Here is a 24,482-nt window from a genome sequence, read left to right as displayed (position 1 = left end):
GTCAGTCCTTGACGGCCTTCTGCAGGGCGTCGATGCGGTCGGTGCGCTCCCAGGTGAAGGGGTTCTCCACGTAGCCCGCCTGGGTGCGGCCGAAGTGGCCGTAGGCCGCCGTCGGCTTGTAGATCGGGCGGAGCAGGTCGAGGTCCTGGACGATCGCGGCCGGGCGCAGGTCGAAGACCGTCGAGATCGCGGCCTGGATCTTGTCGACCGGCACGCTCTCGGTGCCGAAGGTTTCGACGTAGAGGCCGACCGGCTGGGCCTTGCCGATGGCATACGCGACCTGGACCTCGCAGCGACGGGCCAAGCCCGCGGCGACGACGTTCTTGGCGACCCAGCGCATGGCGTAGGCGGCCGACCGGTCGACCTTCGACGGGTCCTTGCCGGAGAACGCGCCGCCACCGTGACGGGCCATCCCGCCGTAGGTGTCGACGATGATCTTGCGACCGGTGAGGCCGGCGTCGCCCATCGGTCCACCGATGACGAAGTTGCCGGTCGGGTTGATCAGGGTCCGGTAGTCGGACAGGTCGAGCTCGGTGCCCTCGTCGGCCAGCTCGGCCAGGACGGGCTTGATGACGTGCTCGATGATGTCAGGTGCCAGCAGCCCGTCGAGCGAGATGTCCTCGGCGTGCTGCGTGGACAGGACGACGGTGTCGAGCTTGACCGCCTTGTCACCGTCGTAGCCGATGGTCACCTGGGTCTTGCCGTCCGGGCGCAGGTAGGCGACGTCGCCGCTCTTGCGCACGGTCGTGAGGCGCTCGGCCAGCCGGTGGGCGAGGTGGATCGGCAGCGGCATCAGCTCGGCGGTGTCCTCACACGCGTAGCCGAACATCAGGCCCTGGTCGCCGGCGCCCTGCTTGTCGAGCGGGTCGACCCCACCCGTGCGGTTCTCGTAGGCCGTGTCGACGCCCTGGGCGATGTCGGGGCTCTGCTGGCCGATCGAGACCTCCACGCCGCAGGACGCTCCGTCGAAGCCCTTGGTGGAGGAGTCGTAGCCGATGCCGAGAACCGTGTCGCGCACGATCTTGGGGATCTCGACGTAGGCCTCGGTGGTCACCTCGCCGGCCACGTGAACCAGGCCGGTCGTCACCATCGTCTCGACCGCGACCCGGCTGCCCGGGTCCTGGTCGAGCATGGCGTCGAGGATCGCGTCGGAGATCTGGTCGCAGATCTTGTCCGGGTGGCCCTCGGTGACGGACTCGGACGTGAACAGGCGAGCGGACACTCAAATCTCCTCTGGAGCTGCGAATGCTGACGGTGCTGAGCGGTGCTGATGGTGGTGCGGAGGATGGCGGGGCGTGCGCGACGACGGACATGTCGCGCAACCCCGAGAGTCTACCTAGGTCAGAGAATCTCCTGGACGGCGTCCCACACTGCGGCGGCCACCAGCTCCTTGGACGCCGGTCCCGCCTCGGTGACGTGGCTGGACCCCAGCCGCAGGATGTGGACGGTGTTCTCGTCCTGCCCGAACGTCTTGTCCAGCCCCACCTCGTTGACGACGAGCAGGTCGCAGCCCTTGCGCGCCAGCTTGTCGCGGGCGTGCTCGAGGACGCCACCCCGGTCGTCGCCCGTCTCCGCCGCGAACCCGACGATGACTGGGCTGGCCTCCTCGCCGCGCGCCTCGACGAGCCCGGCGAGGATGTCCGGGTTGCGGACGAGCTGGATCGTCGGCGCGGCGTCGGGCTGGTCCGGGTCGTGCGTCTTCTTGATCTTGGCGTCGGCGTACTGCGCGGGGCGGAAGTCCGCCACGGCGGCAGCCATCACGACGACGTCGGCGTCCTTGGCGGCGCGCTCGACGGCGGACTGGAGCTCCAGGGCGGTGGACACCGGCACCACGGTCACGCCCGAGGGGGTGGGAAGGGAGGGGTTGGCCGCAACCAGGGTCACCGTCGCCCCCCGACGGGCGGCCACCACGGCGAGGGCGTAGCCCTGCTTGCCCGAGCTGCGGTTGCCGAGGAACCGCACCGGGTCGATCGGCTCGCGCGTCCCCCCGGCGGAGATGACGACCCTGCGCCCCTCCAGCTGGGATGTCGTGGCCTGGGATGTCGTGGACTGGGACGTCGTGGCCTGGGACGTCGTGGACTGGGATGTCATGGACTGGGACGTCGTGGCCTGGGACGTCGTGGCCGAGGTGGCACTGGCCGCGGCGGCACTGGCCGCGGTGGCCCTGGTCGAGTGGGGAGCGGGGTGCGCCAGGATCCGCTCGCACACGGCATACAGCGTCTCGGGCTCGGGAAGGCGCCCTGGCCCCGAGTCCGCGCCGGTGAGGCGCCCCGACGCGGGCGGGATGATGTGTATGCCGCGTTCGGCCAGCGTCGACACGTTGGCCTGGGTGGCCGCGTGGTCCCACATCTCGGTGTGCATGGCCGGAGCCATCACCACGGGGCACCGCGCGGTCAGCAGGACGTTGGTGAGCAGGTCACCGGCCAGGCCGTGGGCGGCCCTGGCCAGCAGGTCCGCCGTCGCGGGCGCGACCACGACCAGGTCCGCGGTCTGCCCGAGCCGCACGTGAGGCACCTCGTGCACGGACTCCCAGACCCCGGTGTGCACGGGTTTGCCGGACAGCGCCTCCCAGGTGGGGGCACCGACGAACTGCAGTGCCGACTCGGTCGGCACGACGGTCACGTCGTGGCCCGCCTCGGTGAGCAGGCGCAGCAGCGAGCACGCCTTGTAGGCCGCTATCCCGCCGCTGACTCCCAGGACGATGCGCGCCATTGCGCCTGTCCCCCGCTCTCGTCCGTCCCGTTCCGGGCTCAGCCCTCGATCGGCTCGGAGGTGACCAGGCCCTCGTTGATCTCGCGCAGGGCGATCGACATGGGCTTCTCGTGGACCTGGCTGTCGACGAGCGGGCCGACGTTCTCGAGCAGGCCCTCCTGCAGCTGGCTGTAGTACGCGTTGATCTGGCGGGCGCGCTTGGCCGAGTAGATGACCAGGGCGTACTTGGAGTCGGCCTTGGTGAGCAGGTCGTCGATCGGCGGGTTGGTGATGCCGATCGGGTTGGCGACGGTTCCAGACACGGGGTACTCGCTTCTGTTGTCAGGTGCAGCTGTTGTCAGAGGCAGCTGCGAGGGGACAAGGGCAGCTGTTCGGTCAGTGGGATCGCATCAATGATACGAGTTCTTCGGCCGCACGACGAACGTCGTCGTTGACGATGGTCACGTCGAACTCGTCCTCGGCGGCCATTTCGACCTTCGCGGTGTCCAGCCTGCGCTCGCGCTCCTCCGCGTCCTCGGTCCCGCGACCGACCAGTCGGCGCACCAGCTCGTCCCAGCTGGGCGGCGCGAGGAACACGAAGAGCGCTTCCGGCATGGTCGCCCGGACCTGCCGGGCGCCCTGCAGGTCGATCTCGAGAAGGGCCATCCGGTGCTCGCGCAGGGCCTGCTCGACCGGGGCGCGTGGGGTGCCGTAGTGGTTGCGACCGTGCACCACGGCGGACTCGAGGAGCTCGCCTGCCTGCTCCATCCGGGAGAACTCGGGCTCGTCGACGAAGTGGTAGTGGACACCCTCGACCTCGCCCGGCCGCGGCCTGCGGGTGGTGGCGCTGACCGAGAGCCAGACCTCGGGGAAGTGGTCGCGCACGTAGGCCGAGAGGGTGCCCTTGCCGACTGCCGTGGGTCCGGCGAGCACGACGAGCCGCCGGGGGCGGTCCTCGCCGACGGGTTCGGGTCGGCTCACGCCTCGTCGAAGCGGGTGAGCAGCGCGGAGATCTGGTTGGCACCCAGGCCGCGGACTCGGCGGCTCTCGGAGATGCCGACCTCCTCCATGATCTGGCGGGCGCGGACCCGGCCCACGCCGGGCATCGACTCGAGCAGCGCGGAGACCTTCATCTTGCCGACGACCTCGTTGGCCTTGCCGTCGGCGATGACCTCCTTGAGCGAACCTTGGGCGTACTTCAGGCGGTTCTTCACCGCCGCACGCTCGCGACGGGCTACCGCAGCCTTCTCGAGGGCCGCGGCACGCTGCTCCGGGGTCAACGGGGGAAGGGCCACGGTGGTACTCCTTGCGCAAGCGGATTCGGCACGGGTTCGTGTCTCGGTGATCTCTTCCGACTCTAGCAACCGCGCCGCCGGGTTTCCCGTCGAGGCTCCCGGGCGGGTCGTCGTCAGCGCAGCAGGGCGGCCAGCGACTCGCTCGTGCGGACCGCCCGATCGCGCAGGCCGCCCACGTCAGGTCCGGCGCTGAGCACTTCACGGCTGCTCGACGGGAGCACGTTGGGGAGGGCATCGCCGAACACGCGACGCAGGTCCTCGCTCGTGCCACCCTGCGCCCCCACCCCGGGAGCAAGCAGGGGCGCCGCCGCGCCGGCCAGGTCGAGACCGAGCTCCTGGACGGCCGAGCCGACGGTCGCCCCGACGACGAGCCCCACACTGCCGAGCTGCCCGCGCTCGCGCGCCCCGGCGTTCTCGGCGGCCGCACCGGCCACCATCGACTCGGCGACGCTGACGTCCCGCAGTCGCGCGTGCTGGACGGTCCGGCCTTCGGGGTTGGACGTCAGACCCAGGACGAAGACACCCCGCCCGGTCTGGGCCGCGAGGTCGAGCGCCGGACGCAGTGACTCGAACCCGAGGTAGGGGCTCAGCGTGACCGCGTCGGCCGGCGCGACCGCGTCCTTGCCGAGACTGGCCTCGGCATAGGCCGCCATGGTCGAACCGATGTCACCGCGCTTGGCGTCCAGGATCACGAGGGTGCCCGCCTCCCGCAGCGCCCGGACGGCACCCTCCAGGACGGCGACCCCCGCGGACCCGAACACCTCGAAGAAGGCGGACTGCGGCTTCACCACGCCGACATGCCCGGCGAATGCTTCGACGCACGTGTCCGTGAAGGCAGCGAGGCCGTCGACGTCGTATCGCAGACCCCACGACTCCACCAGGGCGCGGTGCGGGTCGATGCCGGCACACAACGGGCCGTAGCCGTCCATCGCGGCGCGCAGGCGCTGTCCGAACGTCGGTTCCTGCAGGCCCACGTCCCGCAGGCTCGCGTCGTCCATGTTCGCGTCGTCCATGTTCACATCCTCCATGCTCACGCCAGCCTCCCGTGGGCGACGCCGACCGCATCGGTGAGCCGCTCGAATCCCTTGTCCTGCAACAGCTCTGCGAGCTCACGACCCACCCGCACGGGGGCGTTGGGGTCGTTGAACGTGGCAGTCCCCACCTGGACGGCGCTCGCTCCGGCCGCGACCAGCTCGAGGGCGTCCCGCCCGTTGCGCACGCCCCCGACGCCGATGATCGGCACCGTCGGCAGCCGCCCCTCCAGCATCGCGGCGCGGGTCTGCCAGATGGCACGCACGGCCACCGGCCGGATCGCCGGACCGGAGAGCCCGCCGGTCACCCCGGCCACCTGGGGGCGCAGCCGGTCGGTGTCGATGACCATGCCGAGCAGGGTGTTGATCATGGTGAGCCCGTCGGCGCCCGCCTTCACGCAGGCCTGCGCGACGCCGACGATGTCGGTCACGTCGGGAGTCAGCTTGGCGAAGACCGGGGTGTCGCGCGGCAGCTGCTCACGCACCAGGGCGACGACCTTGGCACTGGCCATCGGGTCGCAGGCGAACACGAGGCCGCGGTTGGCGACGTTGGGGCACGAGATGTTGACCTCCACGCCCACGACGGCGTCGAAGGCGTCACTGGAGCGCAGCGTCGCCGCGACGTCGGCGAACTCGCCACTGGTGTTGCCGGCGATGGAGACCAGGGTCCGGGCACCGGCCTGCTTGAGCCACGCCAGGTCCTTGTCGACGAACGCGGAGATGCCCGGCCCCTGCAGGCCGATCGAGTTGAGCATGCCCGCTGGGGTCTCAGCCATCCGCGGAGTGCCGCGCCCCGACCTCGGGTCAGCCATCACCGACTTGGTGACGAAGGCCCCCAGCTCGCGGATGTCGAAGAACCGCGCCAGCTCGCGCCCGTTCGCCGCGCAGCCGGAGGCGGTCATCATGGGGCTGGGCAGCGTCACGGACCCGAGACGCACGGACATGTCCACCGGCATCAGTGGCCACCCACCCGCGGTGCTCCGACCGTGTCGGCGGGCACGCGGCACACGCCGTCGACGAAGGCGTCCCACCGCACCCGGTCGCCCCGGAACACCGGGCCCTCGACACAGGAACGGACCATCCGGGTGGCTCCGTCGTTGCCGGTCACCGGCATGACACAGGTCATGCACACGCCGACACCGCAGGCCATCGACTCCTCGACGGCGACCTGTGCGACGGCCCCCTCGGCGGTGGCGACGTCCGTGATCGACTTGAGCATCCCCATCGGGCCGCAGCCGTAGACCACGGCAGCAGAGGTGCGCCGGATGACGTCCGGCAGCACGTCGGACACCCAGCCCTTCGTCCCCGCCGAGCCGTCGTCCGTCGTCACCGAGACACCATCGCCATACCGACGCGCCTCGAGGACCCCGAACAGCTTGGACTCGGTGGCCGCCCCCAGGACCAGCTCGACGTGGCAGCCACGCTCGCGCAACGCCTCGGCGAGCCAGAACAGCGGCGCGCTGCCGTAGCCACCTCCCACGAGTACACACGCCACCGGCTCCGTGGGCAGCGGGAAGGGGCGACCCAGCGGGCCGACGATGTCGACCTCGTCGTGCGCTCGCAACGTGCTGAGCCACCGGGTGCCCGGCCCGACGGCCGAGATCACGACGTCGACCGTGCCGCCATAGGTGCCCGACGGACTGACCTTGTGGATCGAGAAGCACCGGCGCAGCAGGGTGGCGCTGGTGTCGCCACCGACCGCAAGGGCCACGAACTGGCCGGGACGGGCCAGCTCGGCCAGCCCCGGGGCCACGAACGTGAGGTGGTGGTAGGCGCCGACCCGTCGGGTCGCGATGAGCTCTCCGGTCACCTGCACGACGCCACTGCCCTGCGAGGTATGCCGCGTGGTCGCCGCGCTCACGCGACCCCACCCGTCCCCGTGGCTGTGCCCGGGCCGGTGCCCGTGCCCGTGCCGAAGAGGTCGAGGTCCCGGGCGTGCTCCTGCAACGGCTTCACGGTGAACTCCCCCTGCATCTGGGCCTCGATGCCCTGGACGGCCGCGGCCAGCTCCTGCACGGTGGTGACGATCGGCCGGTCCATCGAGGTCGTGGCCGCGCGGATGGCATAGCCGTCGGCCCGCGCGTTGGGACCGCTCGGGGTGTTGACGACCATCGCGATCTCGCCGGCCAGGATCAGGTCGACGATGCTCTCGTCCCCGGCGTCGCGCTCGCTGTGCTTGCGGGCGACCTGGGACGGGATCCCGTTGCGCCGCAGCACATCCGCGGTGCCCGTCGTGGCGACGATGGTGAAGCCGAGGTCGGCGAGGCGCTTGACGGGGAAGATCATGGCCCGCTTGTCACGGTTGGCCACCGACACGAAGATGCGCCCTTCGCGCGGCAGGCCTGAGCCGGCCGCGAGCATTCCCTTGGCGAACGCCGTCCCGAAGTCCTGGTCGATGCCCATGACCTCGCCGGTCGAGCGCATCTCCGGGCCGAGCAGGCTGTCGACGACCTGGCCGTCGCGGGTGCGGAACCGCTTGAAGGGCAGCACCGCCTCCTTGACCGCGACCGGTGCGTGGCTGGGCATCGAGCCGCCGTCGCCCTGTGGTGGCAGCAGGCCCTCCTCGCGGAGCTCCTTGATGGTCGCCCCGAGCATCACCCTGGCCGCCGCCTTCGCGACCGGCACCCCGGTCGCCTTGGCCACGAACGGCACGGTGCGCGACGCCCGGGGGTTGGCCTCCAGGACGTAGAGGATGTCCTGGGCCAGCGCGAACTGGACGTTCATCAGGCCGCGCACGCCGATGCCCTCGGCCAGCCGCAGGGTCGCCTCGCGGACGCGCTCCAGCTCGGCCACGCCCAGCGTCACCGGCGGCAGGGTGCAGGCCGAGTCCCCGGAGTGGATGCCGGCCTCCTCGATGTGCTCCATGATCCCGCCGAGGTACATCTCGCTGCCGTCGTAGAGCGCGTCGACGTCGATCTCGATCGCGTCGTCGAGGAACCGGTCGACCAGGACCGGGTGCTCGGGACTCGCCACGGTCGCCCGGGTGACGTAGGTGGCCAGGGTCTCGTCGTCGTAGACGATCTCCATGCCGCGTCCGCCCAGGACGTAGGAGGGCCGCACGAGCACGGGGTAGCCGATCTCGCGGGCCACCTCCACCGCCTCGGCTGCGCTGTAGGCCGTGCCGTGCTTGGGTGCCGGCAGCTGGGCCTCGGCGAGGACGCGTCCGAAGGCGCCACGGTCCTCGGCGAGGTCGATGGCCTCGGGGCTGGTGCCGACGATGGGCACGCCGGCCTCCTTGAGCGCCTTGGCCAGGCCCAGGGGTGTCTGGCCACCCAGCTGGACGATGACCCCGGCGACCGGGCCGGCCTGCTGCTCGGCGTGAACGACCTCGAGCACGTCCTCGAGGGTCAGCGGCTCGAAGTACAGCCGGCTGCTGGTGTCGTAGTCGGTGGAGACGGTCTCGGGGTTGCAGTTGACCATGACGGTGTCGTAGCCCGCGTCGCGCAGGGCGAAGCTGGCGTGGACGCACGAGTAGTCGAACTCGACTCCCTGGCCGATCCGGTTGGGGCCGCTGCCGAGGATGATGACGGCGGGCTTCTCGCGCGGCGCCACCTCGGTCTCCTCGTCGTAGGTGCTGTAGTGGTACGGCGTCGTGGCGGCGAACTCGGCCGCACAGGTGTCGACCGTCTTGTAGACCGGCCGCACCCCCAGCGCGTGCCGCACACCGCGGACGACCGCCTCCGGCATACCGCGCAGCGAGGCGAGCTGTCCGTCGCTGAAGCCGTGTCGCTTGGCCAGCCGCAGCACCGCCGGCGTCAGCTCGGGTGCAGCGACGACCCGGTCGGCGATCGCGTTGATGAGCGCCATCTGGTCGAGGAACCAGGGGTCGATGCCCGTCGCCTCGTGGACCTCCTCGACCGAGAGCCCACCGCGCATCGCCTGCTGGACGGTGACGATCCGCCCGTCGGTCGGCGTCCTCGCGATGTGCAGCAGGGTGCGGGCCTGCTCCTGGCTCGGCGTCGGGCCGTCCCAGTGGAACGTGCTGTCCTTGCGCTCCATCGAGCGCAGCGCCTTCTGGAGGGCCTCGGTGAAGTTGCGGCCGATGGACATCGCCTCGCCCACCGACTTCATCGTCGTGGTCAGGGTGGGGTCTGCCGCCGGGAACTTCTCGAAGGCGAACCTCGGCACCTTGACGACGACGTAGTCCAGGCTGGGCTCGAAGCTGGCAGGCGTCTCCCGCGTGATGTCGTTGGGCACCTCGTCGAGGGTGTAGCCGATGGCCATCTTCGCGGCGATCTTGGCGATCGGGAACCCGGTCGCCTTGGAGGCCAGGGCCGACGACCGCGACACGCGCGGGTTCATCTCGATGACGATGATGCGACCGTCGACGGGGTTCACCGCGAACTGGATGTTGCAACCGCCGGTGTCGACCCCGACCTCGCGGATGATCGCGATCCCGATGTCGCGCAGGCGCTGGTACTCGCGGTCGGTCAGGGTGAGTGCGGGGGCCACGGTGATCGAGTCACCGGTGTGCACGCCCATCGGGTCGAGGTTCTCGATCGAGCACACGACGACGACGTTGTCCACGTGGTCGCGCATCACCTCGAGCTCGTACTCCTTCCAGCCGGTGATCGACTCCTCGAGGAGCACCTCGGTGACCGGGGAGTACTGCAGACCGTCGCCCGCGATGCGCCGCAGGTCGGCCTCGTCGTAGGCGAAGCCCGACCCGAGGCCACCCATGGTGAAGGACGGGCGTACGACGACCGGGTAGCCGAGCTCCGTTGCGGCACCGAGGCATTCGTCCATCGAGTGGCAGATCATCGACCGGGCCGACTCGGCGCCGCAGCGCTCCACGACGCCCTTGAACTTCTCGCGGTCCTCCCCCAGCTGGATGGCCTCGACGTTGGCGCCGATGAGCGGGCAGTCGTACTTCTCCAGGACGCCGGCCTCGTGCAGGGCGATCGCGCAGTTGAGGGCAGTCTGCCCACCCAGGGTCGCGAGCACCGCGTCGGGCCGCTCCCGCGCGATGATCGCCTCGACGACCTCCGGGGTGATGGGCTCGACGTACGTCGCGTCGGCGAACTCCGGGTCGGTCATGATCGTGGCGGGGTTGGAGTTCACCAGGATCACCCGGATGCCCTCCTCGCGCAGCACCCGACAGGCCTGCGTGCCCGAGTAGTCGAACTCGCAGGCCTGGCCGATGACGATCGGTCCGGACCCGATGACCAGGACGCTCTTGATGTCTTCCCGCTTCGCCATCAGGCGCGGTTTCCCTTCTCCATGAGCTGCACGAACCGGTCGAACAGGTAGCCCGCGTCGTGCGGTCCGGCCGCAGCCTCCGGGTGGTACTGGACCGAGTAGGCGGGCAGGTCGAGGCACTCCAGCCCCTCGACCACGTCGTCGTTGAGGCACACGTGCGACACGCGCACCCGCCCGTATGCCGTGCCGTCACCGTCGCTCGGTGCGGTCACCGCCCCGTCGAGCGGGGCGTCCACGGCGAAGCCGTGGTTGTGGGCCGTCACCTCGACCTTGCCGGTGCTGCGGTCCATCACCGGCTGGTTGATCCCGCGGTGGCCGTACTTGAGCTTGTAGGTGCCGAAGCCCAGCGCGCGCCCGAGCAGCTGGTTGCCGAAGCAGATGCCGAAGAACGGGATCCGTGCGTCGAGCACCTCGCGCAGCACGGCCACCTCGGCGTCGGCAGTGGCCGGGTCGCCGGGCCCGTTCGAGAAGAACACGCCGTCGGGGCCGGCCTCCCCCACCGCGCGGATGTCCTCGATCGTGGACGCCGCCGGCAGGACGTGCACCTCGATGCCCTGCTGGGCCATCAGCGCTGGGGTCATCGCCTTGATCCCGAGGTCGAGAGCGGCCACCGTGAAGCGCCGTTCGCCCACCGCCGGCACGACATAGGCCTGCTCGGTGCTCACCTCGGCCGCGAGGGCCGCCCCCTTCATGAGGGGGGCCTCCCGCACGGCGGCGACGAGCTCGGCCACCGGCGCCGTGGCGCGGTCGCCCGAGAAGATGCCGACTCGCATCGCACCCCGCTCACGCAGGTGCCGGGTCAGGGCGCGGGTGTCGATGCCGCAGACCCCGACGACACCCTGGTCGACGAGGGCGTCCTCGAGCGACCTCGTGGACCTCCAGCTCGAGGGCCGCAGGGCGGGGTCTCGCACGACGTAGCCGGCGACCCAGAACCTGCTCGACTCGTCGTCCTCGTCGTTGACCCCGGTGTTCCCGACGTGGGGGGCCGTCATGACCACGACCTGCCGGTGGTAGCTCGGGTCGGTCAGGGTCTCCTGGTAGCCGGTCATCCCCGTGGAGAAGACCGCCTCGCCCACCGTCTGACCCGTGGCGCCGTAGCTGTCGCCCCGGAAGACGCGACCGTCCTCGAGGACGAGGACGGCAGGCTCCCTGGCGAGCTCCTTGTCGAGCACCCTGTCGAAGTCGAACCCGGCGGCGTCGAATCCGGCGGCGTCGAATCCGGCAGCGTCGAATCCGGCAGCGTCGAATCCGTGTGCAGCGGCGCTCATGATGTCGTCGTTCCTTCGGTGTGTTGATCGGTGGGCGGCTCGCGGAGGGCATCCGACGTGTCGCCGGTGTGCCACCACAGGGCCGACTCGACGCGGTCGACGTCCGCCTTGTAGCGCGGCAGGAAGCCGGTCTCGTAGATGTCGTCGTTCTCGGCGCGCCACTGGAGCACCACGAGACGCGGGGCCCCGACGAACTTGCCGACCATGCCGCGGTCCCGTCGGACGGAGAGGAGCCGGCCGGCCGGGATGATGACGCTGGACTCACCCTGCCGGTCGATGCGGACCAGCTCGTCGACGTCACCGCGGCTGATGATGATGGTCGCCTTGGCACGGTTGCCCAGGCCCTCGACGGCGACCCGCTCGAGCCTGCTCTGCGCGGTCGTCGTGCTGACGTAGGTCCCCTCGGCGGTGACCTGCGCCGGCTTCTCCTTGACGGCAGACGCCTCCTTGTCGTGGTCGCTCGCCATCCGGGTGCGTTCGGCGGCGATGGCCGCCGACGCGTGGTCGCGCCCCTTGCGCAACCACGCGGCATACAGCAGGGCGTAGATCAGGCCGAGGGCCACGAGCATCACGCCGACGGCTTGGAGACGGGTCACGCGATGACTCCTTTCTGGGCCGTCACACGGCCGGCGAAGACGGTGGCGTGGACCGCGCCGCGCAGGGTGCTGCCGTGCCAGGGGTTGTTGCGCGACAACGACAGCGAGGAGCCGCGGTCGACGGTGACCGTCGCGGTGGGGTCGACCAGGGTCAGGTGGGCGGGCGATCCCACGGCGAGCGGCTGGCCGTGGGAGGCCAGCCCGGCGATCCTCGCCGGAGCGACCGACATGACGCGCGCGACCCCGTCCCAGTCGAGCAGCCCGCCGCCGACCATGACGTCGCTGACGACCGACAGGGCGGTCTCGAGGCCGAGCATGCCGAATGCCGCGTCGACGAAGGCGTGCTCCTTGTCGTGGCGGGCGTGCGGCGCGTGGTCCGTCGCGACCGCGTCGATGGTGCCGTCGGCCAGCGCGGCGCGCAGCGCGTCCACGTCCTCCTGGGGTCGCAGCGGCGGGTTCACCTTGTAGGTCGGGTCGTAGCCCGACAGCAGGTCGGTGGTGAGGACGAGGTGGTGGGGGGTGACCTCGGCGGTCACGTTGATGCCCTGGGCCTTGGCCCAGCGGACCACCTCGACGGTACCGGCGGTGGAGACGTGGGCGATGTGCACCCGCGAGCCGGTGTGGCGCGCGAGCATGACGTCCCGGGCCACGATGGACTCCTCGGCGATGCCGGGCCAGCCGGGCAGGCCGAGGCGGCCGGAGAGCTCTCCCTCGTGGGCGCACGCCTGGGGACCCGCCAGGTGCGGGTCCTGGGCGTGCTGCGAGACGACGCCACCGAAGGAGCGCACGTACTCCAGGGCCCGGCGCATCACGCGGGCGTCGTGCACGCAGTGCCCGTCGTCGGAGAAGACGGTGACCGAGGCCCTCGACCGGTGCATGAGGCCGAGCTCAGCGAGCTCGTCGCCCGCGAGGCCCTTGGTGACCGCGCCCACCGGGACGACGTCGACCAGGCCTGCCGCCCGACCCAGGTCGAGAATGCGTTCGGCCGACTCGGCGGTGTCGGTCACCGGACTGGTGTTGGCCATCGCGAGGATCGCCGTGAAGCCACCGACCGCGGCGGCGGCCGAACCCGAGGCGATGGTCTCGGCGTCCTCACGGCCGGGCTCGCGCAGGTGCGTGTGCAGGTCGACCAGGCCCGGGAGCGCGACGAGGCCGTCGGCATCGAGGACGTCGCGGTGCCGTTGCCCCTTGGCGCTGAGCCGTCCGACCTCGGTGATGACCCCGTCCTCGATGAGCAGGTCCTGGGCCCCGGACCCGAGCAGGTTCGCCCCCGTGACGAGCAGCGCGGCCATCAGCTCTCCTCTCCTACGCCGGCAAGCAGGTGGTAGAGCACCGACATCCGCACGGCGACGCCGGCACTGACCTGGTCGAGGATGAGCGACTGGGCACTGTCGGCCGCGTCGGCCGCGATCTCCAGGCCGCGGTTCATCGGCCCGGGGTGGCAGATGACGGCGTCCGGGTTGGCTGTCGTGAGCGCGTCGAGCCGTGCCCGGGTCAGCCCGTAGCCGACGGTGTACTCCCGTGCCGTCGGGAAGAACCCGCCGCTCATCCGCTCGCGCTGGACCCGCAGCATCATCACCGCGTCCGCCGTCGGCAGCACGGCGTCGAGGTCGTTGCTCAGCTCGAACCCGTCGGTCCGCGCCCAGGTCGTGATGCCGCTGGGCATCAGGGTGGGCGGGGCGACCAGCGTGACCCGGGCGCCGAGGGTCTTGAGGGTGATGAGGTTGGAACGCACCACGCGGGAGTGGGTGAGGTCGCCGACGATGACGACGTGCCGACCCTCGAGGTCACCGAGCCGGCGCTCCATCGTGTACGCGTCGAGCAGCGCCTGGGTCGGGTGCTCGTGCATGCCGTCGCCGGCGTTGATGACGTGCGCGTCGACCCACCGGCTGACCTGCTCGGCTGCTCCGCTCGCGTGGTGCCGGATCACCAGAGCGTCCACGCCCATCGCTGCGACGGTCAGGACGGTGTCGCGCAGCGACTCCCCCTTGGAGGTCGACGACCCCTTGCCACTGATGTTGATGACGTCGGCAGACAGCCACTTGCCCGCGATCTCGAACGAGCTGCGCGTGCGCGTGGAGTCCTCGAAGAAGAGGTTCACCACCGTGCGTCCCCGCAGGGTCGGGAGCTTCTTGACCTCGCGTTGCTGCACGCGGTGCATCTCCGCGGCGGTGTCCAGGATGGCCCGGACCTGGTCGCGGCTCAGGTCCGCGGACGACAACAGGTGCCGACGGGTGAGCGTCTCGGTCATCGCTGTGGCGGTCATCGGGACTCCCCTCCGGCGATGGTGACCTGGTCCTCGACCTGGTCCGGCTCACTCAGGCGCACGCGCACCTTCTCCGTGCTCGAGGTGGGCAGGTTCTTGCCCACGTGGTCGGCTCGGATCGGCAGCTCGCGGTGACCCCGGTCCACGAGCACGGCCAGCCGCACGATCCGGGGGCGGCCGAGGTCGGAGAGGGCGTCCAGGGCCGCGCGGACGGTGCGACCGGAGTAGAGCACGTCGTCGACGAGCACGACGACCTTGTCGTCGATCCCGGACACGGGGATGTCGGTGTGCATGGGGCTGCGGGTCGGCTGCCTGCGCAGGTCGTCACGGTGCATCGTGACATCGAGAGCGCCGACCGCCACAGGCACGCCCTCCACCTCCCCGATGAGAGTGGCGAGGCGGCGAGCCAGCGCGACCCCCCGGGTGGGGATGCCGAGGACGACCAGGTCGGCCGCGCCCTTGTTGTGCTCGAGGATCTCGTGGGCGATGCGTCGCAGCACCCGGGACACGTCGGCCTCGGTCATGACCGTGCGCGAGTCCTCATCGGGGACATCAGCGTCACCGGGGACAGCTGCGTCGGCCGACGCGGCAGCGTCAGCGGAGGGGGCAGCATCGACGGAGGGGGCGACGGGGCCGTCGGGGTCGACCGCCGAGGGTGCAGCAAAGTCAGGACGCATCGCGCCAGGACCTCCTTCCCTGCCTCACGGGACAGGTCGTTAAAGGATGTCGTTCGTCGATGACTCTACAGCCCCTCGCCTCTCGCCTGGCAACGTGGCCACGTGTCGGGAGAGGAGTCCATTGCCAGGGCGGCCGGGACTACTACCGTGGATGGATGAGCGGCGAAGATGTCCTGCGGCCCGCGGCGGACCTACCGGTCGCTCGCCCGCCCCGCCAGCGCGTGGTGGTCGACGGGGTGGACCCAGAGCTGCTCGACTGGGCCGAACTCGCCCGTGCCGACCTGGCCACCCGCCTCCACCTGCCCGTCGACACGGTCCTCGTGACGGCTCTGGGGTCTGTCACGTGGTCGGACCACTCCTGCGGGTGCCCTCAACCAGGAATGGCCTACCCTCAGGTCCCCGTCGACGGCGCCTATGCCCGGCTCGAGGCCGCGGGCCGTTCCTGGCACTACCACGGCGGTCCGCGGGGCCCCTTCCTCTGCGAGCCCTGAGCCCGACCAGAGGGCTCCCGGCTCCCCGGCGACTTTTCGAGGTGTGGGGTGGCGTGAACGGGTCTAGATTCCGGCCAGGGACGGTCGGGGGGAATCAGGTCACTCCGTACAGGGACGTCCTGTCCGTTGGCTGGCTCCGGTACGCGTACCGGACGGGAGGAGATGACGTGAGACGCATTATCGCCATGGCAGGGGCTGCAACAGCAGCTCTCTGCGTCGCCACCACACCAGGCTGGGCGGCGACCTCGTCGCCGGGGGCCAGCGCCTTGGGCTCGGGGGTCGTCAAGAGCAAGACCGGCAGCTACATCGTCGTGATGAAGGCGGACCCGCTGGTGCGCTCGATCGCCACCAAGGACCTCGGCACGCCCAGGGCCAAGCAGCGCAAGGCGGCCCTCAGGGCCAGCCACGAGGCCGTCCTCAGGGCAGCGGGGGTGGCGTCGTCGCGCAAGACGTCCGACTACAGCAACGCCCTCAACGGGTTCGCGGTCCGCACCGACCTGCGTAGCGCCGACGCCATGGCGCACAACCCCAACGTCGCGCTGGTCCTGCCCGACGAGCTGCGCCAGCCCACAGCGGTGCGCAACGACGACCATCAGGGCGAGCAGGGTTCCGGGGCGGTCAACGGGCTCAACGCCTTCCTGGGCCTGACCGGCAAGGGGGACGCGTATGCCTCGGGCGTCACGGGACAGGGGGTGCTGGTCGGTGTCATCGACACAGGCATCTGGCCCGAGCACCCGAGCTTCGCCGACGACGGCACGTTGCCGCCCGCGCCCAAGCTCGACTCCAGCGGGCGGTCCGCCTGCGCCTTCGGGAACACAGCGTGGAACCCCAACGACAAGCCGTTCACGTGCAACAACAAGCTCGTCGGCGCGCGCGAGTTCCTCGACACCTACAAGGCGAACGCAGGCCTGACCCCGCACGAGTTCGACTCGGCGCGCGACAACGAGGGCCACGGCACCCACACGGCATCGACCGCGGCCGGTGACGCCAACGTCCACGCGAGCATCTCCGGCGTCAGCAAGGGCGTCATCTCCGGGATCGCCCCGCGCGCCCAGGTCATCGCCTACAAGGCCCTCGGCGACGGCGGTGGCTTCACCTCCGACCTCTCCGCTGCCATCGACCAGGCCGTCGCGGACGGGGTCGACGTCATCAACTACTCGATCGGCGGGGGTGCCCAGACCGTCTCGGGAGACACGATCGCCTTCCTGTTCGCTGCAGACGCGGGCGTTCTCACCGCGGTGTCAGCCGGAAACAGCGGCCCTGGCGCCGCGACGATCGGCGGCCCGGCGGACGTCCCGTGGGTGACGGCGGTCGGCGCGACCACGCATCCCACCTTCTACCGCGGGATCGTCAAGCTCGGCAACGGAAAGTCGTACGTCGGCGGGTCGGTGACCAAGGGCTTGGGCAGGGCCCCCATGGTCGACGCGGCGAGGGCCGGGATGGCGGGGGCGAGCAGCCCAAGCCTGTGCACGGCAGGATCTCTGGACCCCGCCAAGGTGTCCGGCAGGATCGTCATCTGTGGTCGGGGCAGCAACGGTCGCATCGCCAAGAGCTTCGAGGTGCAGCGGGCGGGCGGTGTCGGGATGGTGCTCTACAACCAGAACGACGTCGACAACATCTTCACCGACAACTTCTACGTCCCGACCGTCATGGTCGACAAGACGCCGGGCCAGGCCATCCTCGACTGGGCCAACTCTCGGCCCGACGCCGAAGGCCAGCTGGTGGCCGGGGGCATCACGACCGCCCCGTTCCCGACGCCGACCGTCGCGGCCTTCTCGAGCCGCGGTGAGAACCCGACCGCCGGGGACATCATCAAGCCGGACATCAGTGCTCCCGGAGTCCAGGTGATGGCCGGCAACACGCCGTTCCCGAGCCCTGGCAGCCAACCTGCGGGCGAGCTCTTCCAGGCGATCGCAGGGACGTCGATGTCCAGCCCGGTCGTCGCAGGGTCCTACGCCCTGCTCAGGCAGGTCCACCCGGACTGGTCCGCGGCCGCGGCCAAGTCGGCCCTGATGACGACGGCTGACACGAACGTCCGTGACAACGACCGCCGGAGCAAGGCGGGACCGTTCGCCATGGGTTCGGGCTTGGCCATGGTCGGGCAGCCGCGGGAACGGGGTTCGGCCTTCCAGCCTGGCCTGGTCTACGACGCCGGGCTCACCCAGTACCTCGGCTTCCTCTGCGCGGAGGGGCCGGAGATCTTCAGGAACCCCGCGGCCACCTGCGCCAACCTCGCGGCCTCCGGCGTCCCGACGACAGCTGCCGGCCTCAACTATGCGGCCATCGGCGTCGAGGCCGTCCCGGGAAGCACGACGGTCACGCGCACGCTGACCAACGTGTCGGGCCGGCGGATCTCGGTCCGGCCGTCCATCTCGGCGCCGCCCGGGTACTCGGTCAAGGTCTCTCCGTCGACGCTGGCCATCGCGGCCGGCGACTCGGCCTCCTTCACCGTGGCCATCACAAACACCGGCGCGGCACCGTCGGGTGAGTGGCGCTTCGGGTCCCTGACCTGGGAGGGCGGCGGCTACTCGCTGCGCAGCCCGATCGCCGTGAAGGGAGTCGACATCCAGGCGCCGTCCGCGGTGTCCGGCAGCGGCACCAGCGGGAGCACCTCGCTCAGCGTCCAGTTCGGCAAGAGGGGCGCCTACACGGCGACGCCTCACGGGCTGGTCCCGGCCACGGACAACCCTGGCACGATCGACCAGGACCCCGACCAGACCTACCCGAGCCCTGACGACGGCGCGGGAGTCAAGCAGATCCCGTTCACCCTGTCGGGAGTCACCTTGGCCAAGTGGTCGCTGGTCCTGCCCGATCCCACCGACCTGGACCTCTACCTCAAGGGTCCGGACGGGCGGATCATCGCCTCGAGCACCAATGGCGGGACGAAGGAGCAGATCACCCTGACCAACCCGGCCGACGGCACGTACACCATGGTCGTCCACGGGTGGGCGGTCCCGGCACCGGGCACGGCGTTCGACCTGCGCAGCTGGCTGGTCCCGTCCACCTCCGGCGGCAGCCTCGCCGTGACCTCGGGCAGCCCGGTGGCTGCGGTGATCGGCGGGACCACGACGGTCGGCCTGTCGTGGACCGGCCTGACCGCGGGGACCGACTACCTCGGTGTCGTGTCCCATGCGATCGACGGCACCCCGGTCGGCTCCACGGTCGTCTCGGTCACCGGCTGATCGACCGCAGAACCGCACCTCTCACCCTTCGGGGGCTCGGCGCTCGCCGGGCCCCCGAAGGTCGTCCTACCGAGGTGCGTAGCCGCCTGGCGCGGGCGTCATCTTCTCGACCTGCTGGACCTGGAAGGGAACCCCCGCCTGGCAGGTCGTCCTCAGGGAGGGGGCCGGCCGGCCGGTCAGCCTGACACGCTCCCCCGCCACGACAGCGGTGGTGTCACCCACCAGGAGGTAGACGCGGCCAGCGGCACTGAGTACGAGGCACGAGCCCTCGACCCCCGCCGCGACGGTCCCCTCGATGGTGAGCTGGGGCTGCTTCGGACCAGAGGGCTGCGTCGTGGTGAGATCCGTCGAGGACGACGGCGATGCCGAGGGCCCACGCGAGCCCGAGCCCGAGCTGCCCCCTGGGCCCCTTGGGCCCCCTTGGCTGCCGCACCCCGTGGCCAGGAGACCTGCCACAAGAGCTGCCGTGAGCAGCCTGGCGGAGCCGGACCTCATCCGTGGCATACCGGTGTGACGTCTGGCGGTACCCGAAGGGTTCCGCGTCAGGCGAGCGTCGGCTTGACCTCGGCCAGGCGGCCGAGCAGGCCGTTGACGAACTTCGGCGAGTCGTCCGTGGACAGGCTCTTGGCCAGCTCGACGGCCTCGGCGATGGCGACGCTCTCGGGGACCTCGGTGGCGTAGAGCACCTCGAACGCCCCGAGCCGCAGGATCGCGCGGTCGACGCTGGGCATCCGGTCGAGGGTCCAGCCCTGCGAGTAGGTCGCGAGCAGCTCGTTGATGTCGGTCCAGTGCGCGACCACGCCTTCGACGAGGTCGGAGGTGTACTGGTTGAGCGGAGCCTCGGTGACCGGCTTCGCGAGTCGCTCGGCGAGCAGGTCGCGAGCGTTCAGCCCGCGGTTCTCGGCCTCGAAGAGGAGGTCGATCGCGCGCTTGCGCGCTTTGCTTCTGGCAGACACAGGGTCGGGGCTCCGTTAGTTGACGCGGCCGAGGTAGGAACCGTCGCGGGTGTCCACCTTGACCTTGGTGCCCTGCTCGAGGAACAGCGGGACGTTGATGGTCGCCCCGGTCTCGAGGGTGGCCGGCTTGGTGCCACCCGTGGACCGGTCGCCCTGCAGGCCCGGCTCGGTGTAGGTGATCTCGAGGACGACCGAGGTGGGCAGCTCGACGTAGAGAACGGTCCCGTCGTGGGTGGCGACCTGCGCCGTCTGGTTCTCCAGCAGGTAGTTGGCGACGTCGCCGACGGTCGCCTCGGGGATGTGGATCTGCTCGTAGGTGGACCCGTCCATGAAGACGAAATCGGACCCGTCCTTGTACAGGTACTGCATGTCGCGGCGGTCGACGTTGGCGGTCTCGACCTTGACGCCCGCGTTGAAGGTCTTGTCGACCACCTTGCCCGACAGGACGTTCTTGAGCTTGGTCCGCACGAACGCCGGGCCCTTGCCGGGCTTGACGTGCTGGAACTCCACGACGGACCAGAGCTGGCCCTCGAGGTTCAGGACCAGGCCGTTCTTGAGGTCGTTGGTCGATGCCACGTGTGTTCTCTTCTCTTCAAGGCAGCCGGTATGCCGCGCGCGCGTGAGCGCGCGACAGTCCCGGACGTTTTCATTTCCTGCTACGCCCGGATGGTTCGGGGTGGGAGTCGGCGGACAGTCTAGCCGTCGGCCCCACGCTCCCCCGAATCGCTCACCTACGCGTGGAAGCCCGGCAGCGTCTGGCCGAGCCAGGCCATGGCGTCGGGGATGTGCGGGTCGAAGACCGCAGCCCGGTGGCCGCCGTGGGCGAGCACGGTGGCCACGATGTCGAGGGGCGGTCGCGCCACGCTGAGGAACTTCGACGTGGTGGGGTAGGACAGCGAGTCCTCGCGGGAGGTGAGCACCCACATCGCGACGGGCGGAGGGTCCCTGCGGGCGAGGGCGATCAGGTCGTACGCGTGGAGGCTCGCCTTGCCCAGTGGGTCGTACCCGGCGCTGAAGTCCGGCCGGAAGTACCCCTGCAGGAGGACCGCGGCGCCGAAGACGTCAGGGTGGCGCAACGCGAGCGACGCGGCGCACCAGGCACCGTAGGAGTACCCCACGGTGGCCCACGAGGTGCGGTCGGTGCGGACGTGGAAGTGGCGCAGCGTCCACGCCGGGATGTCCTGGGAGAGCCAGGTGTCGGTCTGCTGCTGACCCGCGGCACCGTTGACGCACTCGGTGTCGAGGGTCGAGGGGGTGTCGATCCTCGGGATCACGACGATCGACGGCGCGAACCGGTGCTCGGCGGTGAGGGAGTCGATGCTCTTGAGGAAGCTGAGCCGCACGAAGCTCTGCGGGCCACCCGGGAAGCCGTGCAGCCCGAGGACCACCGGGTAGGTGCGCGACGACGTCGGGTCGTAGCCGACGGGCAGGTAGACGAGCACCTGGCCCTGGGCGTCCGAGCGATGGTCGACCACGTTGTAGGTCTGCAGCCGCGAGCCGGGCTGGGGAAGCGGTGGAAGCGGGCCCAGGCTGACGACGTGAGACAGGCCCGGGCCGGCCACCTGGGCAGCGATCGCCTGGTGGGCCGTCCCACCGTGGTGGAGCCTCACCTGCGTCGCCCGAGAGCCGAACATGTCCGCCCAGCTCGAGTAGAAGACGTACTGGTCGTTGAGCACTGCCCCGCACAGAGCCACCACCACGAGGTTCAGCAGCAGGACCTGGGCAGCGCGCATGGCGCGAACCGCCAGGACGTTGTGGAAGCGAGGCACCCCGGCCACGACGAGGCCGAACAGCGCGAGGGCCACCAGGCCCAACAGGACCAGCAGGCTCACGTCAGTGATTTCCATCAGTCGCCCCACCCTGATCGACGGCGACTTCCCATGGGGCGACTATGGACTGGGGTTCTGAACGTCGGCTGAACGTTGGCTCTGAAGGATCTGGAAATCTCTCGGGCCCTGGTCAGTCGCGGCTGACCTCGGCATACGCCGCCTGGAGCAGCGCCGGATCGGGCCCCTCGAGACGGACCGGCCGCCCCACCCCCGACAGGATGACGAACCGCAGCAGCGACCCACGCGACTTCTTGTCCCGCTTCATCGCCTCGAGCAGCTGCGGCCATCGGTCGCCCCGGTAGGACACCGGCAGGCCCACGGAGCCCAGGATGGAACGGTGCCGCTCCACCAGGGCGTCGTCGAGCTTGCCCGCGAGGCGTGCGAGCTCCGCGACGTAGACCATGCCGATCGAGACCGCGGCGCCGTGCCGGAACTCATAGCGCTCGACCTGCTCGATGGCGTGCCCGAACGTGTGGCCGTAGTTCAGGATCTCGCGCAGGTCGGCCTCCTTGAGGTCCTGCGAGACGACGTCCGCCTTGACCCTGACCGCTCGCTCGATGAGCTCGCGCACGTGGGGTCCGTCGGGGCGCTTCACCCCTTCGGGGTCGGCCTCCACCAGGTCGAGGATGACCGGGTCCGCGATGAACCCGCACTTGACCACTTCGGCCAGCCCGGCCACGAAGTCGTGGGGCGGCAGCGTCCCCAGCGTCGCGAGGTCGCACAGGACCCCGGCCGGCGGGTGGAAGGACCCGACGAGGTTCTTGCCCTCGGGCGTGTTGATCCCGGTCTTGCCTCCCACGGCGGCGTCGACCATGGCGAGCAGGGTGGTGGGGACGTGGACGACCTTGATGCCGCGCAGCCACGTCGCCGCCACGAACCCCGCGAGGTCGGTCGTCGCTCCTCCCCCGATGCCCACGATGGCGTCGGAGCGGGTGAAGCCGGCCTGCCCGAGGACGCCCCAGAGGAACGCCGCGACCTGCGCGGTCTTGGCCTCCTCCGCGTCCGGGACCTCCGCGGCATACGCCTCGAAACCCTTGGCCACCAACGCCTCACGCACACCCTCGCCCGTGGCGGCCAGCGCGCGTGGGTGCACGACGAGGACTCGCTGGACGCCCTCCCCGATGAGGCCGGGCAGCTCGTCGAGCAGCCCGGTCCCGATGACGACGTCGTACTCTCCACCGACGCTGATGCGGCTCGCGCTCATGCTCGTGCTCATGCCTGGCCTCCTGCGGTCACGGCGCCGAGGAGCCCGACGATCTCCTCGACCACGGCAGCCGGCTTGCGTCCGGCGGTGTCGACCGTCAGGGTGGCCAGCCGCTGGTAGGTCGGTCGGCGCTCGTTCATCATCCTGGTCCAGCTCGCCCTGGGGTTGACCGTCAGCAACGGGCGGCTCGCGTCGAACCCGATCCGCCGCGCCGCATCGGCGATGCCCACGTCGAGGAAGACCACGGTGCGTCCGGTCAGGGCGGCCTGCACCTCGGGGTCCATCGGGGCTCCCCCGCCGACCGACACGACCCCGGTCTCCTGACTCAGGGAGCGCAGCACCTCCGCGCGCTCGAGGTCGCGGAAGTGGGCCTCCCCGTGGTCGACGAAGAGGTCCGCGATGGACTGTCCCGCCGACTCCTCGACGGCCCGGTCGGTGTCGTGCCAGCTCAGGTCGAGTGCCTTGCCCAGGCGACGGCCGATCGTGCTCTTGCCCGCTCCCGGGGGTCCGATGAGGACGACACGGGGTCCGGTGACGGCGTTCACCACGTGCGCATCGCCTCGGGGATGGAAGCGAGGTATGCCGCGTGGTTGCGGGCCGTCTCGCTCACCGAGTCGCCGCCGAACTTCTCGACGCACGCCTGTGCGAGCACCAAGGCGACCATCGCCTCGGCCACCACCCCCGCCGCCGGCACCGCGCACACATCGGACCGCTGGTGGATCGCCTTGGCCGCGTCGGCACCGGTCGTGTCGACCGTGTCGAGGGCGCGGGGCACCGTCGAGATGGGCTTCATCGCAGCCCGCACCCGCAGGACGTCACCGGTGGACATGCCGCCCTCGGTGCCGCCCGCGCGACCGGTGCGCCGCTGGATGACCCCCGACTCGTCGCGCTCCATCTCGTCGTGGGCCGCGGACCCGCGACGGGCAGCCGTGCGGAAGCCGTCGCCGACCTCGACGCCCTTGATCGCCTGGATGCCCATGAGTGCGGCCGCGAGCTGGGCATCGAGACGCCGGTCCCAGTGGACGTGGGAGCCCAGGCCAGGAGGCAGGCCGTACGCCAGGACCTCGACCACGCCGCCGAGGGTGTCGCCGTCCTTCTTCGCGGCCTCGACCTCGGCGACCATCGCGGCGGAGCCGGCCGCGTCGAGGGTGCGCACCGGGTCCGCGTCGATCTGCTCGACCTGGTCGGGGGTGGGCAGCGGGGCGTCCGGCGCGACCCCGGCTGCCCCGATGGCAACGGTGTGCGAGACGAGACGGATCCCGTATGCCTGGTCGAGGAACCGCGAGGCGACCTCGCCGAGCGCCACCCGGGCCGCGGTCTCCCGCGCCGAGGCCCGCTCGAGCACGGGACGAGCATCGTCGAAGCCGTACTTCTGCATCCCGACGAGGTCTGCGTGACCGGGGCGGGGGCGGGTCAGGGGCCGGTTGCGGGCAACTTCCTTGTCGGCGTTGACGTCGTCGGACGCGGCATACGCCTGCGCGGAGACGGGGTCCGGCGACATCACCGTCTCCCACTTCGGCCACTCGGTGTTGCCGATCCGGATGGCGACCGGGGAGCCCATCGTCACGCCGTGGCGCAGGCCACCGAGGAACTCGACGTCGTCCTGCTCGAACTTCATCCGGGCACCACGGCCGAAGCCGAGGCGGCGCCGGGCCAGGGCGGCCGCGATGTCCTTGGTCGTCACCTGCACCCCGGCCGGCAGACCCTCGATCGTCGCGAGGAGGGCCGGGCCATGGGACTCACCTGCGGTCAACCAGCGAAGCATGCCCCGATCCTCCCATGCAGGCCACGGGCCGG

General features: G+C 70.7%; 22 protein-coding genes. 2 read left to right on the top strand and 20 right to left on the bottom strand.

What is annotated here, in order from left to right:
- Position 1: 1 nt before the first annotated feature.
- The 14 genes from metK to pyrR form a co-directional block, all read right to left on the bottom strand.
- Positions 2-1,222 (bottom strand): methionine adenosyltransferase, encoded by a 1,221-nt coding sequence (gene metK, locus BJ986_RS13975; protein WP_179422619.1) that lies wholly within the window; start codon positions 1,220-1,222, stop codon positions 2-4.
- Positions 1,223-1,341: 119 nt separating this feature from the next.
- Entirely contained in the window at positions 1,342-2,712 is a 1,371-nt protein-coding gene (locus BJ986_RS13970; protein WP_179422617.1) for a bifunctional phosphopantothenoylcysteine decarboxylase/phosphopantothenate synthase, read from the bottom strand.
- A gap of 38 nt (positions 2,713-2,750) precedes the next feature.
- Positions 2,751-3,014 (bottom strand): DNA-directed RNA polymerase subunit omega, encoded by a 264-nt coding sequence (rpoZ, locus tag BJ986_RS13965; protein WP_179422615.1) that lies wholly within the window; start codon positions 3,012-3,014, stop codon positions 2,751-2,753.
- 73 nt (positions 3,015-3,087) lie between these two features.
- Complete coding sequence (gene gmk, locus BJ986_RS13960) at positions 3,088-3,672, bottom strand: guanylate kinase (protein WP_179420119.1); 585 nt, start codon at positions 3,670-3,672, stop codon at positions 3,088-3,090.
- Entirely contained in the window at positions 3,669-3,986 is a 318-nt protein-coding gene (mihF, locus tag BJ986_RS13955) for an integration host factor, actinobacterial type (protein WP_179420118.1), read from the bottom strand. The genes gmk and mihF overlap by 4 nt, the downstream gene beginning before the upstream one ends.
- Before the next feature lie 113 nt (positions 3,987-4,099).
- Complete coding sequence (pyrF, locus tag BJ986_RS13950) at positions 4,100-4,999, bottom strand: orotidine-5'-phosphate decarboxylase (protein ID WP_238338102.1); 900 nt, start codon at positions 4,997-4,999, stop codon at positions 4,100-4,102.
- A gap of 17 nt (positions 5,000-5,016) precedes the next feature.
- On the bottom strand, positions 5,017-5,961 hold the full coding sequence (locus tag BJ986_RS13945; protein ID WP_238338473.1) for a dihydroorotate dehydrogenase: 945 nt from the start codon (positions 5,959-5,961) through the stop codon (positions 5,017-5,019).
- A gap of 11 nt (positions 5,962-5,972) precedes the next feature.
- Entirely contained in the window at positions 5,973-6,878 is a 906-nt protein-coding gene (locus BJ986_RS13940; protein WP_179422611.1) for an iron-sulfur cluster-binding protein, read from the bottom strand.
- The gene (carB, locus tag BJ986_RS13935; RefSeq protein ID WP_179422609.1) at positions 6,875-10,216 is read right to left on the bottom strand and encodes a carbamoyl-phosphate synthase large subunit; all 3,342 of its coding nucleotides are present in this window, start codon (positions 10,214-10,216) and stop codon (positions 6,875-6,877) included. The genes BJ986_RS13940 and carB overlap by 4 nt, the downstream gene beginning before the upstream one ends.
- The gene (carA, locus tag BJ986_RS13930) at positions 10,216-11,484 is read right to left on the bottom strand and encodes a glutamine-hydrolyzing carbamoyl-phosphate synthase small subunit (RefSeq protein ID WP_202881260.1); all 1,269 of its coding nucleotides are present in this window, start codon (positions 11,482-11,484) and stop codon (positions 10,216-10,218) included. Before carA ends, carB begins: the two co-directional genes overlap by 1 nt.
- Positions 11,481-12,080: a PH-like domain-containing protein gene (locus tag BJ986_RS13925; RefSeq protein ID WP_179422607.1), complete on the bottom strand. Its 600-nt coding sequence runs from the start codon at positions 12,078-12,080 to the stop codon at positions 11,481-11,483. The genes carA and BJ986_RS13925 overlap by 4 nt, the downstream gene beginning before the upstream one ends.
- Positions 12,077-13,372, bottom strand: coding sequence for a dihydroorotase (locus BJ986_RS13920; RefSeq protein ID WP_179422605.1), 1,296 nt, complete (start codon positions 13,370-13,372; stop codon positions 12,077-12,079). The genes BJ986_RS13925 and BJ986_RS13920 overlap by 4 nt, the downstream gene beginning before the upstream one ends.
- On the bottom strand, positions 13,372-14,346 hold the full coding sequence (locus BJ986_RS13915; RefSeq protein ID WP_179422603.1) for an aspartate carbamoyltransferase catalytic subunit: 975 nt from the start codon (positions 14,344-14,346) through the stop codon (positions 13,372-13,374). The genes BJ986_RS13920 and BJ986_RS13915 overlap by 1 nt, the downstream gene beginning before the upstream one ends.
- Positions 14,343-15,023: a bifunctional pyr operon transcriptional regulator/uracil phosphoribosyltransferase PyrR gene (gene pyrR / locus BJ986_RS13910; protein WP_179422601.1), complete on the bottom strand. Its 681-nt coding sequence runs from the start codon at positions 15,021-15,023 to the stop codon at positions 14,343-14,345. The genes BJ986_RS13915 and pyrR overlap by 4 nt, the downstream gene beginning before the upstream one ends.
- A gap of 155 nt (positions 15,024-15,178) precedes the next feature.
- On the opposite strand from pyrR, the gene BJ986_RS13905 reads away from it, so the two are divergent.
- Together BJ986_RS13905 and BJ986_RS13900 are read left to right on the top strand one after the other, a co-directional pair.
- Positions 15,179-15,514, top strand: coding sequence for a hypothetical protein (locus BJ986_RS13905; RefSeq protein WP_179422599.1), 336 nt, complete (start codon positions 15,179-15,181; stop codon positions 15,512-15,514).
- 167 nt (positions 15,515-15,681) lie between these two features.
- On the top strand, positions 15,682-18,696 hold the full coding sequence (locus BJ986_RS13900; RefSeq protein ID WP_179422597.1) for a S8 family serine peptidase: 3,015 nt from the start codon (positions 15,682-15,684) through the stop codon (positions 18,694-18,696).
- Between the two features lie 542 nt (positions 18,697-19,238).
- Here BJ986_RS13900 and nusB read toward each other — a convergent pair.
- The 6 genes from nusB to aroC form a co-directional block, all read right to left on the bottom strand.
- Entirely contained in the window at positions 19,239-19,652 is a 414-nt protein-coding gene (gene nusB / locus BJ986_RS13895) for a transcription antitermination factor NusB (RefSeq protein ID WP_179422595.1), read from the bottom strand.
- A gap of 15 nt (positions 19,653-19,667) precedes the next feature.
- The gene (gene efp, locus BJ986_RS13890) at positions 19,668-20,228 is read right to left on the bottom strand and encodes an elongation factor P (RefSeq protein WP_179422593.1); all 561 of its coding nucleotides are present in this window, start codon (positions 20,226-20,228) and stop codon (positions 19,668-19,670) included.
- Positions 20,229-20,383: 155 nt separating this feature from the next.
- Complete coding sequence (locus tag BJ986_RS13885; protein WP_179422591.1) at positions 20,384-21,499, bottom strand: alpha/beta hydrolase; 1,116 nt, start codon at positions 21,497-21,499, stop codon at positions 20,384-20,386.
- Between the two features lie 112 nt (positions 21,500-21,611).
- Complete coding sequence (aroB, locus tag BJ986_RS13880; RefSeq protein WP_238338101.1) at positions 21,612-22,697, bottom strand: 3-dehydroquinate synthase; 1,086 nt, start codon at positions 22,695-22,697, stop codon at positions 21,612-21,614.
- The gene (locus BJ986_RS13875) at positions 22,694-23,233 is read right to left on the bottom strand and encodes a shikimate kinase (RefSeq protein ID WP_179422589.1); all 540 of its coding nucleotides are present in this window, start codon (positions 23,231-23,233) and stop codon (positions 22,694-22,696) included. Before BJ986_RS13875 ends, aroB begins: the two co-directional genes overlap by 4 nt.
- On the bottom strand, positions 23,227-24,450 hold the full coding sequence (aroC, locus tag BJ986_RS13870) for a chorismate synthase (RefSeq protein WP_179422587.1): 1,224 nt from the start codon (positions 24,448-24,450) through the stop codon (positions 23,227-23,229). Before aroC ends, BJ986_RS13875 begins: the two co-directional genes overlap by 7 nt.
- Positions 24,451-24,482 lie beyond the last annotated feature (32 nt).

The organism is Pedococcus badiiscoriae, assembly GCF_013408925.1.
In the GTDB taxonomy this organism is placed as follows: domain Bacteria; phylum Actinomycetota; class Actinomycetes; order Actinomycetales; family Dermatophilaceae; genus Pedococcus; species Pedococcus badiiscoriae.
The sequence above is the reverse complement of the archived record's forward strand: the minus strand, read 5'-3'. Positions and strand labels throughout refer to the sequence as shown.

Excerpts from the sequence above, each read along its gene's own strand:
- BJ986_RS13970 (WP_179422617.1), bottom strand. The coding sequence starts at position 2,712 with ATGGCGCGCATCGTCCTGGGAGTCAGCGGCGGGATAGCGGCCTACAAG.
- pyrF (WP_238338102.1), bottom strand. The coding sequence starts at position 4,999 with ATGGACGACGCGAACATGGACGACGCGAGCCTGCGGGACGTGGGCCTG.
- BJ986_RS13945 (WP_238338473.1), bottom strand. The coding sequence starts at position 5,961 with ATGTCCGTGCGTCTCGGGTCCGTGACGCTGCCCAGCCCCATGATGACC.
- carB (WP_179422609.1), bottom strand. The coding sequence starts at position 10,216 with ATGGCGAAGCGGGAAGACATCAAGAGCGTCCTGGTCATCGGGTCCGGA.
- carA (WP_202881260.1), bottom strand. The coding sequence starts at position 11,484 with ATGAGCGCCGCTGCACACGGATTCGACGCTGCCGGATTCGACGCTGCC.
- BJ986_RS13920 (WP_179422605.1), bottom strand. The coding sequence starts at position 13,372 with ATGGCCGCGCTGCTCGTCACGGGGGCGAACCTGCTCGGGTCCGGGGCC.
- BJ986_RS13915 (WP_179422603.1), bottom strand. The coding sequence starts at position 14,346 with ATGACCGCCACAGCGATGACCGAGACGCTCACCCGTCGGCACCTGTTG.
- pyrR (WP_179422601.1), bottom strand. The coding sequence starts at position 15,023 with ATGCGTCCTGACTTTGCTGCACCCTCGGCGGTCGACCCCGACGGCCCC.
- BJ986_RS13905 (WP_179422599.1), top strand. The coding sequence starts at position 15,179 with ATGAGCGGCGAAGATGTCCTGCGGCCCGCGGCGGACCTACCGGTCGCT.
- BJ986_RS13885 (WP_179422591.1), bottom strand. The coding sequence starts at position 21,499 with ATGGAAATCACTGACGTGAGCCTGCTGGTCCTGTTGGGCCTGGTGGCC.
- aroB (WP_238338101.1), bottom strand. The coding sequence starts at position 22,697 with ATGAGCACGAGCATGAGCGCGAGCCGCATCAGCGTCGGTGGAGAGTAC.
- aroC (WP_179422587.1), bottom strand. The coding sequence starts at position 24,450 with ATGCTTCGCTGGTTGACCGCAGGTGAGTCCCATGGCCCGGCCCTCCTC.